Annotated in this window: 12 protein-coding genes and 1 other annotated feature; of the genes, 8 read left to right on the top strand and 4 right to left on the bottom strand. The window is 41.0% G+C overall.

Annotation, left to right across the window (positions count from 1 at the left end):
* Nucleotide 1: 1 nt before the first annotated feature.
* From hemB to HNQ84_RS05975, 4 genes are all read left to right on the top strand, one after another.
* Complete coding sequence (gene hemB / locus HNQ84_RS05990) at nt 2-976, top strand: porphobilinogen synthase (protein WP_183249665.1); 975 nt, start codon at nt 2-4, stop codon at nt 974-976.
* A complete protein-coding gene (gene hemL / locus HNQ84_RS05985) occupies nt 976-2,271 on the top strand; it encodes a glutamate-1-semialdehyde 2,1-aminomutase (protein WP_183249663.1) in 1,296 nt (431 codons plus the stop codon). Before hemB ends, hemL begins: the two co-directional genes overlap by 1 nt.
* Before the next feature lie 87 nt (nt 2,272-2,358).
* Nucleotides 2,359-3,264, top strand: a complete 906-nt coding sequence (locus tag HNQ84_RS05980; protein ID WP_435621495.1) for a LysM peptidoglycan-binding domain-containing protein — start codon at nt 2,359-2,361, stop codon at nt 3,262-3,264.
* 12 nt (nt 3,265-3,276) lie between these two features.
* Nucleotides 3,277-4,191, top strand: a complete 915-nt coding sequence (locus HNQ84_RS05975) for an aminoglycoside phosphotransferase (protein ID WP_435621494.1) — start codon at nt 3,277-3,279, stop codon at nt 4,189-4,191.
* Here HNQ84_RS05975 and HNQ84_RS05970 read toward each other — a convergent pair.
* On the bottom strand, nt 4,176-4,367 hold the full coding sequence (locus HNQ84_RS05970) for a YszA family small membrane protein (RefSeq protein WP_183249657.1): 192 nt from the start codon (nt 4,365-4,367) through the stop codon (nt 4,176-4,178). The genes HNQ84_RS05975 and HNQ84_RS05970 overlap by 16 nt on opposite strands.
* 135 nt (nt 4,368-4,502) lie before the next feature.
* Nucleotides 4,503-4,725, top strand: a binding site (T-box leader).
* Nucleotides 4,726-4,766: 41 nt separating this feature from the next.
* Between HNQ84_RS05970 and HNQ84_RS05965 the strand changes: the two genes are divergently transcribed.
* From HNQ84_RS05965 to HNQ84_RS05950, 4 genes are all read left to right on the top strand, one after another.
* Nucleotides 4,767-7,391, top strand: coding sequence for a valine--tRNA ligase (locus HNQ84_RS05965; RefSeq protein WP_435621493.1), 2,625 nt, complete (start codon nt 4,767-4,769; stop codon nt 7,389-7,391).
* Between the two features lie 63 nt (nt 7,392-7,454).
* Nucleotides 7,455-8,759 (top strand): bifunctional folylpolyglutamate synthase/dihydrofolate synthase, encoded by a 1,305-nt coding sequence (locus HNQ84_RS05960; protein WP_435621492.1) that lies wholly within the window; start codon nt 7,455-7,457, stop codon nt 8,757-8,759.
* A gap of 58 nt (nt 8,760-8,817) precedes the next feature.
* Complete coding sequence (locus HNQ84_RS05955; protein ID WP_435621491.1) at nt 8,818-12,240, top strand: Ig-like domain-containing protein; 3,423 nt, start codon at nt 8,818-8,820, stop codon at nt 12,238-12,240.
* Between the two features lie 18 nt (nt 12,241-12,258).
* On the top strand, nt 12,259-13,107 hold the full coding sequence (locus HNQ84_RS05950) for an ankyrin repeat domain-containing protein (protein WP_435621490.1): 849 nt from the start codon (nt 12,259-12,261) through the stop codon (nt 13,105-13,107).
* 10 nt (nt 13,108-13,117) lie between these two features.
* Here the strand turns inward: HNQ84_RS05950 and HNQ84_RS05945 are convergent, their stop codons facing one another.
* From HNQ84_RS05945 to HNQ84_RS05935, 3 genes are read right to left on the bottom strand one after another with little or no spacing between them, the layout of a single operon-like run.
* Nucleotides 13,118-14,755, bottom strand: coding sequence for a hypothetical protein (locus tag HNQ84_RS05945; RefSeq protein ID WP_435621489.1), 1,638 nt, complete (start codon nt 14,753-14,755; stop codon nt 13,118-13,120).
* A 15-nt stretch (nt 14,756-14,770) separates the two neighbouring features.
* Entirely contained in the window at nt 14,771-15,340 is a 570-nt protein-coding gene (locus HNQ84_RS05940) for a PulJ/GspJ family protein (RefSeq protein WP_435621488.1), read from the bottom strand.
* The gene (locus tag HNQ84_RS05935) at nt 15,324-15,914 is read right to left on the bottom strand and encodes a prepilin-type N-terminal cleavage/methylation domain-containing protein (RefSeq protein ID WP_435621487.1); all 591 of its coding nucleotides are present in this window, start codon (nt 15,912-15,914) and stop codon (nt 15,324-15,326) included. The genes HNQ84_RS05940 and HNQ84_RS05935 overlap by 17 nt, the downstream gene beginning before the upstream one ends.
* Nucleotides 15,915-16,075: the final 161 nt, after the last annotated feature.

Here is a 16,075-nt window from a genome sequence, read left to right as displayed (position 1 = left end):
TATGCAATTTGCCCGTCATCGTCGTTTGCGTCAAACGGCTAATTTACGAGCGATGGTACGTGAAACACATTTGCATATAGAAGATTTGATTTATCCGATTTTTGTCGTCGAAGGAGAAAAAATAAAAAATGAAGTACCGTCGATGCCCGGTGTGTATCAGCAGTCGCTTGACTATGCTCTTGAAGACGTGCGCGAAGCTGTTCAATTAGGTGTACGTTCCATTATTGTATTTGGTGTACCAAACGAAAAAAACGAGATCGCTTCACAAGCATATTGTGAACACGGAATCGTTCAACGCGCCATTCGTGCCATGAAGAACGAATTTCCAGAACTTGTTGTTATTGCGGATACATGTTTATGCCATTATACGAGCCATGGCCATTGTGGCGTTGTGGAGAACGGAACGATTGTCAATGACGACACGCTTGAATTATTAGCGAAAACAGCAGTAAGCCAAGCAAAAGCTGGAGCGGACATTATCGCACCGTCTAATATGATGGACGGATTTGTCGCAGCCATTCGCCAAGCGTTAGATGAAGAAGGATTCACATATGTGCCGATCATGTCTTATGCGGTGAAATACGCCTCAGCATTTTACGGACCGTTTCGAGATGCAGCCCATAGCGCACCGCAGTTTGGCGATCGAAAAACGTATCAAATGGATCCAGCTAATCGCCTAGAAGCGTTTCGTGAAGCGCAAGCGGATGTGGATCAAGGTGCCGACTTTTTAATGGTGAAACCAGCGTTAGCGTATTTAGATATTATTCGCGATTTGAAAAACCATTTCCATTTGCCGATTGTCGCTTATAACGTAAGCGGGGAATATGCGATGGTGAAAGCGGCCGCTCAAAACGGCTGGATTGATGAAAAAGCAGTTGTACTGGAAATGTTAACGAGCATGAAACGAGCAGGAACGGATTTAATTTTAACGTATTTTGCAAAAGACGTTGCTCGTTGGTTAAAGGAGGAAAAATAATGCGTAGCTATGAACGTTCAAAAGCGGCATATGCCGAAGCCGTAAAGCTTATGCCTGGCGGTGTAAACAGTCCGGTGCGCGCGTTTAAAGCGGTGAAAATGGATCCAATTTTTATGGCGCGCGGAAAAGGTTCGAAAATTTACGACATCGACGGCAATGAATACATTGATTACGTTTTATCGTGGGGACCGCTCATTTTAGGTCACGCAAATGATCAAGTCGTTGAGGCGCTAAAACGAGTAGCAGAAACAGGAACAAGTTTTGGCGCGCCAACGTTAATCGAGAATGAACTTGCTAAACTTGTCATGGAGCGTATGCCTTCTGTTGAAATCATTCGTATGGTTAGCTCGGGAACAGAAGCGACGATGAGCGCTCTTCGCTTAGCGCGCGGCTATACAGGACGGAATAAAATTGTAAAGTTTGAAGGCTGTTATCACGGCCATGGCGATTCGCTTTTAATTAAAGCAGGATCAGGTGTTGCGACGCTCGGTTTGCCAGATAGCCCAGGGGTGCCGGAAACGGTTGCGCAACATACGATTACTGTACCGTACAACGACTTACAAAGCGTGCGTTATGCGTTTGAAAAGTTCGGAGAAGATATCGCGGCGGTTATTGTCGAGCCTGTTGCGGGGAACATGGGAGTTGTTCCGCCAGAACCAGGTTTCTTACAAGGATTGCGTGATGTGACGAACGAATACGGTGCCCTTCTTATTTTTGACGAAGTGATGACAGGGTTCCGTGTCGACTATTATAGCGGACAAGGATATTACGGAGTTACACCAGATTTAACGTGTCTTGGAAAAGTGATCGGTGGCGGTTTACCGGTTGGGGCGTACGGTGGTCGGGCTGATATTATGGAGAACATTGCGCCGAGTGGTCCGATTTATCAAGCGGGTACGTTATCAGGGAATCCGATGGCGATGACAGCTGGTTATGAAACGTTGCGACAATTGACGCCAGAAACATATGAAACGTTCAAGAAAAAAGTGAATCGGTTAGCGGAAGGATTAAGCGAAGCGGCAAAAGCGTACGGCATTCCACATACAATTAATCAAGCTGGCTCAATGATCGGCATCTTCTTTACAAATGAGCGTGTCACAAACTACGAAACAGCAAAAACGTCCGATTTAGACTTATTTGCTCGTTATTATCAAGAAATGGCGAATGAAGGCATCTTCTTGCCACCATCGCAGTTTGAAGGCATGTTTTTATCAACTGCACATACCGATGAAGACATCGAAAAAACAATTGAAGCAGCGCGCCGTGCGTTTGCGAAAATGAGCGATTGCCTATAAGGCGTCGCTTTTTTTATGCATACTTCTTTTTTCCACTTCATAATCATAGTAATGTGAAATGACTTGGACGTTGAAGGAGAGATGAGCATGTTGCGTTTTTCAATTGAAGAAGCGATTGCCTTTCGGCGTGAACATCACGTTGATCAGTTATTATCGATTTCGCTACAACCAACCATTACGATTGAGGAACAAGGAGATTATGTGTATATTCGCGGGGTGTTGGAACTGTCAGGGGAGTATGCGAAGCGGGAAGAAGATGGAGAGGACGATCTATCGATTGAAGCCGTTCGCTACGTTGAGCATGTCCGTATAAACGATGAACAAGTTGGTGAATTTTTGCATCAATTTCCGATTGACGTCACCGTACCGAAAGAGCGAATTGATGACCTCGAACAAGTGTATGTGTTTATTGAATCATTTGATTATGATTTAAGGCAACATGAATTACGTCTTATTGCAGAAGTGGCCATTCATGGTATTCAAATGGACGATGATCGCGAAGATGATGAATGGGAGCCATACAATGTAGACGATTTCGAACCGTTTGAAGTGGTCGCAAGAGAAGAAGTATATCAACAGGAAGAAACGGAAGAGGATCAAGGAAGTATCGTCAACGTTCCACCGTTTTATATGTTTCATGAAGAAAGTAATCATGTTGAACAACAGCTATTAGATGATGAGCAACATGAAGATAAACGAGCTGAAGAACAAAAAGAGGAAAAACAATCATTTCAACTTGAAATGAAAGGGAGAGATACGAACGAAAAGCGAAATGAAAATGCGTTATATTTAACAAAACTATTTGGTAAAAATGAAGAACAGACGTTTGCTCGTTTGAAAATTTGTATCGTCCAACAAGGTGATTCGTTGGACAAGATTGCCGAGCGATACGACGTATCTGTCCAACAGTTGTTGCGTACAAATCATTTAGAAAGCGGTTCGGATATACACGAAGGACAGTTGCTATACATTCCAACGCCAAGTAAAGTGTAAAAGGGTTGTACGATGATGAAAACGGTGCAATTACAACATGAGCGTATACAAAAATGGGAAATAGCGAATAGAACATATGCGCTCAAACGAATCGCTTCATTGGCACATTGGCAAGCGATTGAACAAGCGCATCGTCTCCGTATACCGCTTGCCATTCCGATTTACGAAACGAAAAAGCGAGATGGGCAATGGTATTATATGATGCCTTGGTTAAAAGAAAAAACGGATCCAACATCGTCATTTTTTCACGATTTGGCGCGATGGCATAAACATTCGTTAAAAGAAATGCAAACGATGGAAACGGAAATCGAATCGTATTATAAGGAACGAAAAAGCTCACTTGAAAAGACAAAACAAACATTAACTCAGTATATTGAACAATGTGAAAAACAATGGTATATGTCGCCGTTTCAACTGCAATGTTGCATCCATTTTCTTGACGTTATGCGCGCCATTTCTTTTTCTGAACATACGTTAAATGAATGGCGTGAGCGAATGCGAGAAAAAAAGACGGTGCGCATTTGCTATATTCACGGTCGCCCGTCGTTTCGCCATTATGTCGAACGAGATGATGGTACATCGTATTTTATTAGTTTTGAACAAGCGCGTTGGGCTCCTCCATTTCATGATTTACTTTTCTTTTTTCGCCAATATTTGCATACGTATCCGATTGTATGTGATGAAGCAGTACAATGGCTTTCACAGTATGAACAAACATTGGCGCTTGAAGAAGATGAACGGCTTTTATTTTTTCATTTACTTGTTGATCCACATCGTTTTGTTCGTCTCATTCATCGGTACGAACAACAACGACATGAGCGACAATTCACCGCTACTTGGCAGCAGGCATATTGGCAAATGAAAAATATCGAATATGTCATCGGAAAATGGGAAGAAGAAAAACAAACAAATCAAATCCAATCGTAATGTAAAGCGAAGGAAAGAAAAATGAAAATAGCGAGTAAAATAACGTCGATTGTTGTTGGAAATAAAATGGTGCGAATCGCTTGAACAACGGTAATCGGGATGATGCATTGTTCAGCAATAAAGCGCAGCTTTCTCAACCACGGTGGCCAAGCGTACGGGTTGAAACGTTTACGCATATGTTCACTTCCTTTTCAAATGGTTAGCTCCACATGTTGGAGCTTTTCTTTTTTATCATATGTATAAAGGAGTGAAAATGTGGCAAACCTTATTGACGATTCATATGATTTTTATATAGTATTATGTATGAATAGAAAAAAGCGAAGATAGGGAAGAGTACGGCGCAACCCGCCTTGCAGAGAGGGAAATCAGTAGCTGCGAGATTTCCTAGGTTTGTGGTCGTCGGAAGGTCGCCCTGGAGCTGTTTCTTCGAACGAAAGTAGAAGAAGCCGGTGCATCGCCGTTATCGATTTGAGTGCTTAAGCGTTGCTTAAGAAAAAAGGTGGTACCGCGAAAGAGTCTCCTTTCGTCCTTTTCGGATGGAAGGAGTTTTTTATTTGACTGAAGGAGGGATTTTTATGTTATCGCCAAAATATGACCACCGTACTGTTGAGGCAAATCGTTATGAATGGTGGTTAAAAGGAAAGTTTTTTGAAGCAACAAGTGACGAAAGGAAGAAACCATTTACGATCGTCATTCCACCCCCAAATGTGACAGGGAAACTTCATTTAGGACATGCATGGGATACGACGTTACAAGACATCATTACGCGCATGAAGCGCATGCAAGGGTATGACGTGTTATGGCTTCCGGGCATGGACCATGCGGGGATTGCGACGCAAGCAAAAGTGGAAGAAAAGCTCCGCAACGAAGGAAAAACACGCTACGATTTAGGGCGTGAAACATTTGTTGAAGAGACGTGGAAATGGAAAGAAGAATACGCAGGACATATTCGCTCTCAATGGGCGAAGCTTGGACTTGGCCTCGATTATACGCGGGAGCGCTTTACGCTTGATGAAGGATTATCAAAAGCGGTGCGTGAAGTATTTGTATCGTTATATGAAAAAGGACTTATTTATCGTGGCGAATACATTATTAACTGGGATCCAGTAACAAAAACAGCATTATCGGACATTGAAGTCGTGTATAAAGATGTGCAAGGTGCGCTATATCATATGCGTTATCCGCTTGCAGACGGCTCTGGCTATATCGAAGTGGCAACGACTCGTCCAGAGACGATGCTTGGTGATACAGCGGTTGCCGTTCATCCAGAAGACGAACGCTACAAACACCTGATCGGAAAAACAGTCATTTTACCGATCGTCGGTCGTGAAATTCCGATTATTGGTGACGAGTATGTCGATATGTCGTTCGGTTCCGGAGCGGTGAAAATTACGCCAGCACATGATCCAAACGACTTTGAAATCGGAAACCGTCATCACTTACCGCGCATTCTTGTGATGAACGAAGACGGCACAATGAACGACAATGCGCTTCAATATAAGGGACTCGATCGTTTCGAATGCCGCAAACAAATCGTCAAAGATTTACAAGAACAAGGTGTGCTATTTAAAATCGAAGAGCATATGCATTCTGTCGGTCATAGCGAACGGAGCGGTGCAGTCGTAGAACCGTATTTATCGACACAATGGTTTGTCAAAATGAAGCCGCTTGCTGAAGCTGCCATTGAACTACAAAAAACAGAAGGAAAAGTGAATTTCGTTCCAGAGCGATTTGAAAAAACGTATTTACATTGGATGGAAAACATTCGCGATTGGTGCATTTCTCGCCAACTTTGGTGGGGGCATCGCATCCCAGCATGGTATCATAAAGAAACAGGCGAAGTGTATGTCGGACACGAGCCACCAGCAGATATTGAAAATTGGGAACAGGACCCAGATGTATTAGATACGTGGTTTAGTTCTGCGCTTTGGCCGTTTTCAACTATGGGCTGGCCAGACGAAGAAGCGGCAGATTATAACCGTTATTACCCAACAGATGTGCTTGTTACAGGCTACGATATTATTTTCTTCTGGGTATCGCGCATGATTTTCCAAGCGCTTGAATTTACAGGAAAACGCCCGTTTAAAGATGTTCTTATTCACGGACTAGTGCGCGATGCACAAGGAAGAAAAATGAGTAAGTCGCTTGGCAATGGCGTCGATCCGATGGATGTGATTGATCAGTACGGTGCCGACTCGCTTCGTTACTTTTTAGCGACGGGAAGTGCCCCTGGTCAAGACTTGCGCTTTAGTACAGAAAAAGTTGAAGCGACATGGAACTTCGTCAATAAAATTTGGAACGCTTCCCGTTTTGCGCTCATGAACATGGAAGGATTCACGTATGAACACATCGACTTACATGGCGAAAAATCTGTTGCGGATCATTGGATTTTAACACGCTTAAATGAAACGATTGAGACGGTGACAAAACTCGCAGATAAATACGAGTTTGGTGAAGTTGGTCGCGTGTTATATAACTTCATTTGGGACGACTTATGCGACTGGTATATCGAAATGGCGAAATTGCCACTATACGGTGACGATGAACAAGCGAAGAAAACGACTCGCTCCGTTCTTGCTTACGTGCTTGATCAAACGATGCGTCTCCTTCATCCGTTTATGCCGTTTGTTACCGAAGAAATTTGGCAACAACTTCCGCATGAAGGAGAATCGATTACGGTTGCTCCGTGGCCGCAAGTTCGTCCTGAACTAAGCAATCATGAAGCGGCTGAACAAATGCGTTTGCTTGTTGATATTATTCGCGCGGTGCGTAACATTCGCGCTGAAGTGAATACGCCGCTAAGCAAGCCAATTACGCTGCACATTAAAGCAAAAGACGAGCAAATTGCGAATACCCTTCAGAAAAACCGCTCATATATCGAGCGTTTCTGTAACCCTAGTGAGCTTGTCATCGACACGACGATTCCAACGGTCGAGAAAGCGATGACCGCTGTTGTGACAGGGGCAGAACTAAGCTTGCCGCTCGAAGGGTTAATTAATATTGAAGAAGAAGTGAAACGTCTTGAAAAAGAGCTGCAAAAACTCGATCAAGAAGTCGAGCGTGTGCAAAAGAAATTAAGCAACGAAGGATTTTTAGCGAAAGCGCCAGCGCACGTTGTGGAAGAGGAGCGGAAAAAAGAGCGCGACTACATCGAAAAACGCGAAGCTGTTCGCGCCCGTCTTGCACAATTAAAACAATAGTTTTATGATGAAGACGAATCCATTTTGGATTCGTCTTTCACTTTGATAGAAGGGGGATTTTTCATGGTTCGTACATATAAAGAAGCAGTTGAATGGATTCATGGACGGTTAAAGTTAGGGGTCAAACCGGGACTAAAACGAATGGAATGGATGATGGAAAAGCTCGATCATCCAGAGCGTCGCATCAAAGCGATTCATGTGGGTGGGACGAATGGAAAAGGATCAACCGTTTGCTTTTTACGTCATATATTACAAGAAGCAGGATATCGTGTTGGAACATTTACATCACCGTACGTTGAACAGTTTAATGAACGCATTAGCATAAACGGACAACCGATTAGCGATGTCGATCTGATCAAACTTGTGCAAGTCATTCAGCCTTTAGCAGAACAGTTAGAACAGACGGAATTAGGTGGGCCGACAGAGTTTGAAGTTATTACCGCCATGGCGCTTTATTATTTCGGTAAAATGAACGTGCAAGACGTTGTCATTTTTGAAGTTGGACTTGGTGGTCGCTTAGACTCAACGAACATCATTTATCCGCTTTTATCGGTGATTACAAATGTCGGCTACGATCATATACATATATTAGGGGATACACTCGAACAAATTGCGTTTGAAAAAGCGGGAATTATTAAAGCAGGAATTCCTGTTGTTACTGCGATCGATCAGCCCGAGGCGCTACAAGTAGTAGAAGAAAAAGCAGCATCTGTGCGGGCAAAAACGTATGCGCTTGGTCGTGATTTCACGCTTTTCTCTCATGAACCAACAGCAAGTGGGGAACGTTTTTCGTTACAAACACCGTTTACGACATATCATCATGTAACGACAACGATGCTTGGGGCACATCAAGTAAAAAATGCTGCGCTCGCGCTTATGGTCGCCGATTATTTACGAACGTATTATTCGTTTTTGATTGAACGTGAACATGTGTATCACGGTATTCGAAAAGCGGAGTGGCTCGGACGATTTGAAAAGATGAACGATCGTCCATTGATCATCATTGATGGAGCACATAACGAAGAAGGAATTGATAGCCTTGTTGCGACGATGAACGTTCACTATCCGAATCGTCGTGTGCACGTGCTCTTTACAGCGCTAGGTGATAAACCGGTCACAGCGATGATTCGAAAGCTACAATCGATTGCCGAAACGATGACGTTTACAACGTTTGATTTTCCACGTGCCCTTTCCGCCGAGCAACTTGCGGAACAAGCGACGCATCCGAATGTACAATACACAAATGACTGGAAACAATGGTTAAAAGAGAAACGGAAACAAGTCGCCAAAGATGATATTATTTTAATTACAGGTTCACTTTATTTCATCTCAAATGTACGAAATTTTATAAAAAATAAATATAAGTAAGACGAAAATTGCTGGTATAATAGATAAAAAGTAGGATTTTTGAAAGGGGGAGAGATAGGTGAAAAGAGCTGTTTCGGTATTTTTAACGCTTCTTTTACTCGTTCCGTTATTCATTCCTGTCATCACTGTACGTGCGAATGACAATATCACATACAATGTTCTTGAAATTGTTAGTCATGCCAATCAATTATCTTCATCACCGTTAAAACAAGAATTAGGGAGCACGTCGAATATCAATGTGACAACGATGACGATGAAACGTTTTGTTGCTTTGCGTGATGAATTAGACGGTAAATATGATGCGATTGTGATTTCGAGTGGCGATTATAACCCGACAAAACTAGGCATGACAACGAGCAGCAATAGAAGTGCATCGCATAATACGACGAATATTTTAAACGATGTGACAGATTTGAAAGCTGGACAAATCAAACAATTTTATATTGACAAAGGATTGCCTGTTTTTCTTCATGACAGCAGCGTAAAAAAGTATCCGACAAGTAAATTGTATAGTTACTCTCAATCCAATGCATGGAAGTCAAAAACAAACGTCATTTTCTTTACAACGAATACGAACATGAAAAACTATTTTGCGACAAATGGCACGAAACGTCCTCATTTTGTGTTAACAAATGCCCCGTCTTCGACACAGGTGTATACAAAAGGAGATACGCTGTCATTTGTATATCAAATTACGAATTATACACAATTTCAAAATAAATTATTGACTGTCAACTTATATATCGACTCTGATTTTAACGACAAATATACGAGTGAAGAAATTGTTGCATCAAAGCAAGTGCAAGGAGCAACAGGAACGATTTCATACACTCTTCCAGCTGGCTATTCTGGACCACGTTATTGGAAAGTAGAAATTGTTGATGAAACAAGCGCGTTAAAAGATTATGAAAAAGGGTTTGTGAAGTTTCAAGATGTTGTTGCCAATATTAAAGTATTACAAATTCGGAAAGGGAACGATGCAAGTTCTTTATTAAATACGAAAAATATGAATCCGAGTTTTTTAAGTCGTACAAATGAATATCATATTAATATTGACGTAACAACATTAGCAGATTTTCAAAAAAGCAAGGTGTACGAACCAAATTATTCACATGAAGTCATTAATGGAAAATATGATATGATTATTTTTGGTTTTGCAGATTGTTATAACGGATGTGGTTCTGTTATTTCTTTAAATCAAAATACCGTTCAATCCGTCAAAAACTTTATTCAATCTGGTCAAAGCGTCATGTTTACACATGATGTGATGTTTGGAGCAAATAACGTATGGGTAAATGAATTCGGTCCGATTGTGCAACAAATTCAACCGCAAACGGATTTAGGAAACGGTGCACCAAATGCATCGACAAGTACAAAACAAGTGAATAGCGGTTTAATGACAAACTATCCATTTGCATTAGGTGACAGCATTACAATCGCAACAACGCACAATCAATATTATACGCTTAATTTAGAAAATGAGAATGTAATCCCTTGGTACAATATTAATGGATCTCCTCGTGATGTACACGATAGCTGGAACCATTATTATACGTATTCCAATGGAAACGTCACATACTCAGGAACAGGGCATGTAGGGACAACATCAGCATTCCCAGAAGATGAACAAAAATTATTTGTCAATACAATGTACCGTGCGTTTTTCGGATCAAACCATGCACCGCAATTAACAGTTATCACACCGAGAGAAAACGAAAAAATTCCGAGCAATCAGCCGATTGAACTCTCGTATAAAGTGGAAGATTTAGACTTAGTAGATCGAACATTTTCTACGAAAGTATGGTTAAACGATCAAGAAGTGTATGCGCAAAACAACGTACCAAACGGCACAACAATTATTCAATCGCTTCCGCACAATATGCCAAACGGTGGAACAGCGAAAATAAAAATTGAAGCAACAGACGCACGTGGAGCAAAAGTAACGAAAGAATTTCAAGTCGTCATTGAAAAAGTATCGGCAAATATTGAAGTCAGTCGAACGATTTCAACGACGATCGCCCCAGTTCATGAGCCGGTGACGATACAATATACACTCACACCAAAACCGTTGTCATTATTAACGAATACGTTGTTAAAAGTAACGAACATGGCATTTGAAGAAAAATTGCCAGCAGGTATTGAGGTCGTTTCTTTACCGAATGGATTTACAAAACAAGGGACAATCACAGAAGGATATACAATTAAAGGAATGTTACCAGACATTTCGTTTGTAAAATCAGGAACAACGTATGTAGCTGAACCACAAACGTTCGTCATTCAAGTAAAGCCAATGACAAAAGGAACGTTCTCACTGTCGCAAGCAAAATTGACGTATAAAGATATTAATACGCAAGTCGTCAATTTGTCATTTAATGCTTTGTCGTTTGTTTCTGATTACAAAATTACAGATGTCACGCTACCAAGTACGATGTTTGTAAATCGTGGCGTGCCGAAAAATGCGCGTTTATTGTTAAACGTTTTGCCACAAGAAGCAACGATCGCCTCAGTGGAGTGGAGCGAAAATAGTAACGGGCAAATCATTTCAATTGATCAAAACGGCGTCATTACCGCATTACAAGAAGGAACAGCACAAGTGACAGCGCGTGTAAAAGATGTGTTCGGTAACGTAAAAACAGCAACGATGACAGTGATCGTACGCATCCCAGTTGATTCGATGACAATAAACGATTTTACTGTTCATGTGGGTGAAACAATTCCAATTCCAATTACCGTATCGCCAGCAGATGCAAAAAAAGCGGTATCTTATTCACTAGGAAATAGCTTGTATGCTGAAGTGAATGGTGCAAACGGCACAATTACCGGATTAAAAGAAGGAGTAACAACGCTAACTATTCAAGCGTTTAACAGAAATGATGAGCTGATTGAAAAAACGGTTACTGTCACCGTTCAAGCCATCCCGGTCACTGCAGTTGTCGTATCACCAACTGTTGTCCATATGAATATCGGTGAAACAACTACTCTCACAGCAACAGTTGCACCAAACAATGCAACGTATAAGACGATTACATGGCGGTCATCGAATCCGAATATCGCTTCGGTTGATGAAAATGGAAAGATTACAGGTGTGAGCACAGGACAAGTGACAATTACCGCGCAAGCGCATAACGGTGTCATTGGAACAGCCGTTGTTCATGTTGGTTCACCGTTAACAGGTATTTCGCTCCCTTCAACGTTCGTTGTGCAAAAAGGAAAAACAATTAATGTATTACCATATATTGCACCAATCCCAGCAAATGCGACGACAAAAATTGTGAGCCGTTCATTTACTATCAGTAATAGTTATTATGCGGTTGTTGATTCAAATGGAGAAGTGACTGCGAAACGTCTCGGTGAAACACCGCTGACGGTAAAATTGATCGATGAAAACGGAAAAGCGTGGACGGCATCAACGGTCATTCGTGTCGTAGAACATGCGACAGATCCAACGAAAGGCGGAAATAAAAACGGCTGGTTGTACTAACGAAGGATGTGAACATGTATGAAAAAAGTGGTGATGCTATTTGTCATCATCAGCTTGTTAAGTGGGTGCTTTCCGTCGCAAGAAGAAAAGCAACAAAAATTTATCCGGGCGATTGAGCAAGGAAACGTTGAAGCAGTGCGCGAATATATGAAAAAAGAAAAAAATATTAATTTCAAAATAAAAAATGAAACACCGCTCGATGTGGCGATGCGTACCGGTCAGCGTGACATTGCGGTAAAACTATTAAAATCTGGAGGAAAGTCGGCTGTTATGCCGCTTCCTCCCCTTCATTTCGCGCTCGCTTCTTCTTTAGCTCAAGGGAATGAAGAAAATATTGAAATTGTGAAACAAATAGTGAATGAACAGACGGTGCGAGAGAAAGATAAAGAAAATAATACTCCCTTGCATATTGCGGCAGGGAGTGGGAATCTTGCTTTTGTACAACTCGTTTGTCAATACGACGTCGATGTCAATGCGATAAATAAACATGGTGAAACGCCGTTATTGCTTGCGGTGCAGGCTGGAAATATCGATGTTGTTCGCTTTTTATATGAACATGGCGCGAACGTAGAGATCGCAAATAAAGCTGGTGAAACCCCGCTATATAAAGCCGTTGAACGAAATTTTATTGACGTAGCCACATATTTATTAGAGAAAAAAGCAAAGGTAGACGCGCAAACAACCATCGGAAAAACACCGTTAATGGTTGCAGCTGAGTATGGTTACGATAAATTAGTGACGCTCTTGCTTCGCTATGGAGCCGATGTGCAGGTGAAAGACAAAACCGGAAACACCGCACTTTCTCTTGCGCAATATTGGAAACACGAAAACATTATAAAACAGCTAAAGGAAAAAGGAGCCAAGTAGCTCCTTTTTTTCATTGTACCCGTATTTCATCGACAATAACGGCAAGCTGCTTAACAAGCGGTAAACCAAGCCCACGGTTAATAAATACATCTTTATTATGTTTCACGACGAAACGAGCATATTGCTTTTGCTCTTCTTCTGATGATATGAGCATTTGAAACGAAAGATTTGTTCCGCTATCATTCGTTTCACCACGATACGTATTAACGATCAACCCGTTTTCATCTGTGTAAGGAATCATAGAGCTGTTGCCGCGAGCGAATAGCCCTCCTTCAATATTTATATATGATCCGACAGCATAAATCACTGCATTGCTGTCTGTATAGAAAAATCCTTTTAAGTTTGGTGTTGTGAACGAAAAATGGTTTGTAAATTCATTGACACGAGCAATTTCTAGCTCGCCTTTTGTGAGTAACACAACTTCTTTCCCATTTAAGCCGCTAATTGTCGTATTGTAAATGGACGTATTTCCATTGACGTATACGGTAGAATCGAACGCCACTTGTCCTGTAATCGTTAAATTGCCGAGCACAATGATATTTCCTTTCATTTGTAAAGGTAAATTCCCTGCATTTTCTAAAGTCAAGTCACCGTTTACAATGAACCATTGCCCATCGTTTAGAGTTAACGATGTAATATCGAAATACGGAACGGTACTTGTATCAAGGAAAATGGATTTTCCACTGGCAATCGCGCCTTCTAATGCGGTTGGTAAATCGACAGGGTCATTAACGACAACAGTCGCAAATGACGATTTTATTTGTTCGACAAGCTCGGATAATGGTAAAGAAATAAGACTTTGATATTGCGCTTGTTTGCTCGGATCAAATCCATCAATGCCAGCCGCTGATAGTAGTTTGTCTTTTAATGTCAAATCAAAATTTACGTCAATAAAGTCATCTTGTTCTTTTTGAACGCTCGGTCCTTGGTATTGAAACAACAGTGAATCCGATGTAAAATCGTTCATGTTTTTTGTAAATGCAGTTGATACGGTGTAACAACTTCTTGCTCCATTTCCATGATCGCACGCATAACGGTTGCCTTCAACAAACAATATACTTTTTTCACTTGTCGTCGGAAAGCTCGTTTGTACGGAATAAAGTGTCGAGTTGTAAATATAGTTGGCAACGTTTGTGACGTATATATCTTTTTCAGCATATATATTGCCGTCAATATATGCTCCGCCATTTAACGTAACGTTTTCACGCGAACCAAGGGCATATTTTAAAAAGCTCGGTGCATTCGTAACAATCACTTCACGTGTGACCGTTTTGCTTCCATATGGGGCGGATATACGAAAAACACGTGTAAATAGTTTATTGCGCACGATTCCTTTTGCATCGGTGATATCTTCAATTGTGACGCTATGGCGTTCCATGAGTTCACTTAAAAAGCCGGCTTGCGCATTTCCTAAATCGAGATCAAGCTGTGTCGGGGTTGATAACGTTAACTGTTCGACTTTCGCTTTCAGCTCAGCAACTGTTTCTTCTACGTTTTTGACGGCATCGTGAAGCGATGTGACATCTTCTACGCGCACTTGAGTAAATTTTGCTTGATATATGCTGACGGATAAAATCGTAAGTCCAATAATAAAAAAGATAGTGACTGTTAACATGACGAGCACAAGACTATATCCTTTTTCATTCACCTCTCTCTCCCCCCTTTAAAACCCAAATTGTGATTGCAACGTAAACGGTTCAATGTATAATGGATCGTCTAGGTCGCGATGGTCATTGTCTTGAACAGATAAACGAATCGAAATGACCCCGCTTTTACATACATTTTGTTGTTCTTGTACGCACGTATAAGTGAACGTTGATTGTTCTGGGACGATGCGTAAATTACTTGATGTGATTTGTTTATCATTTATTTGTAATGTTCCTGTTGCCTCATCTATCTTAATTTGTAACGTTTGTCCTTCTTGTTCTTTTTCTTCGACAAGACCTGTATTTGTATCAATTTCTTTTTTTATGTGATTGACAAACGTTAATGTATGTTCGTTTGATTCATTTTTGTTTAAGCCGTCTGGCGCAAGGGTGTATAGTTCGTTAAAAATCGTTGTCATCAATATATCTGCTTCACTTCGTAATTGACTTTCAATGCCAATTCGTTTATACGCCTTCGTTCCGGCTGTAAATACGCCATATGCAGAAGCAGCAATAATCGATGTGATCGCTAAACCGACAAGTAGTTCAATAAGCGTTAGTCCTCGTTCATTAGCGAATACTTTCATTGGCGATCACCCCTTTTAATACGATCACTTCGTTATTTGAACGGACAGTGACATATAAACGAAGTAAATAGTCGCTTACATTTTCTTTTATATCTTTCTCGTTTTGAATCGTTTGTTTTAAAGGGTCAGGAAATTCGCTTGGCGGGTTTGTTTTTATGTTTGACCATATGGCTTGATCGTATGGAATTAACCAAGCTTGTACGTCTTCTTCATCATATGTTACGTTGTTAACCGTTGGTGCAAAAACAGCTTGGCATACGTCTTCGTTAGGAAATAACGATGTATTGGAACATGACGAAGCATCGAAGCGTATGAACGGTGTTTGTTCTGTCATATGGTCATGAACATAGGCGTTGATCGTTTGGAAATCGAGACGTTCCATATAATGAATAACCCCACGAGCGATATTGACGGCAACGGTTTTTGATTGGCTATACGCTGTGTATGTCATCGCATTAGTGAAAAACATGAACATGCCGCTCACAACAAATGATAAAATAACAATGGATAATAGTACTTCAATTAACGTAAAACCATGTTTATCATAAAAAATATTCATTTTCTTTTGACACATTTTCCTTCCCCTTCTTTTAAAATACATAACTTTATTATACAATATGTTAGAGTTAGGTGTTGTATCATTTGTGAACGGGGGGAACAAGTTGTCATATTTATTTTTCACTATCTTCTTTCTCATCTTAATCCCCATCTATATTCGGTTGCCTTTTGGGTGGA

It is taken from the genome of Anoxybacillus eryuanensis (assembly GCF_051200995.1).
In the GTDB taxonomy this organism is placed as follows: Bacteria; Bacillota; Bacilli; order Bacillales; family Anoxybacillaceae; genus Anoxybacillus; species Anoxybacillus tengchongensis.
Note: the sequence above shows the minus strand (reverse complement) of the source record. Positions and strands in the feature narration are given on the sequence as shown.

What these genes read in the sequence shown, in the direction of transcription:
- hemB (WP_183249665.1), top strand. Translation starts at nt 2, where the DNA reads ATGCAATTTGCCCGTCATCGTCGTTTGCGTCAAACGGCTAATTTACGA.
- hemL (WP_183249663.1), top strand. Translation starts at nt 976, where the DNA reads ATGCGTAGCTATGAACGTTCAAAAGCGGCATATGCCGAAGCCGTAAAG.
- HNQ84_RS05980 (WP_435621495.1), top strand. Translation starts at nt 2,359, where the DNA reads ATGTTGCGTTTTTCAATTGAAGAAGCGATTGCCTTTCGGCGTGAACAT.
- HNQ84_RS05975 (WP_435621494.1), top strand. Translation starts at nt 3,277, where the DNA reads ATGATGAAAACGGTGCAATTACAACATGAGCGTATACAAAAATGGGAA.
- HNQ84_RS05970 (WP_183249657.1), bottom strand. Translation starts at nt 4,367, where the DNA reads ATGCGTAAACGTTTCAACCCGTACGCTTGGCCACCGTGGTTGAGAAAG.
- HNQ84_RS05965 (WP_435621493.1), top strand. Translation starts at nt 4,767, where the DNA reads ATGTTATCGCCAAAATATGACCACCGTACTGTTGAGGCAAATCGTTAT.
- HNQ84_RS05960 (WP_435621492.1), top strand. Translation starts at nt 7,455, where the DNA reads ATGGTTCGTACATATAAAGAAGCAGTTGAATGGATTCATGGACGGTTA.
- HNQ84_RS05950 (WP_435621490.1), top strand. Translation starts at nt 12,259, where the DNA reads ATGAAAAAAGTGGTGATGCTATTTGTCATCATCAGCTTGTTAAGTGGG.
- HNQ84_RS05940 (WP_435621488.1), bottom strand. Translation starts at nt 15,340, where the DNA reads ATGAAAGTATTCGCTAATGAACGAGGACTAACGCTTATTGAACTACTT.
- HNQ84_RS05935 (WP_435621487.1), bottom strand. Translation starts at nt 15,914, where the DNA reads ATGTGTCAAAAGAAAATGAATATTTTTTATGATAAACATGGTTTTACG.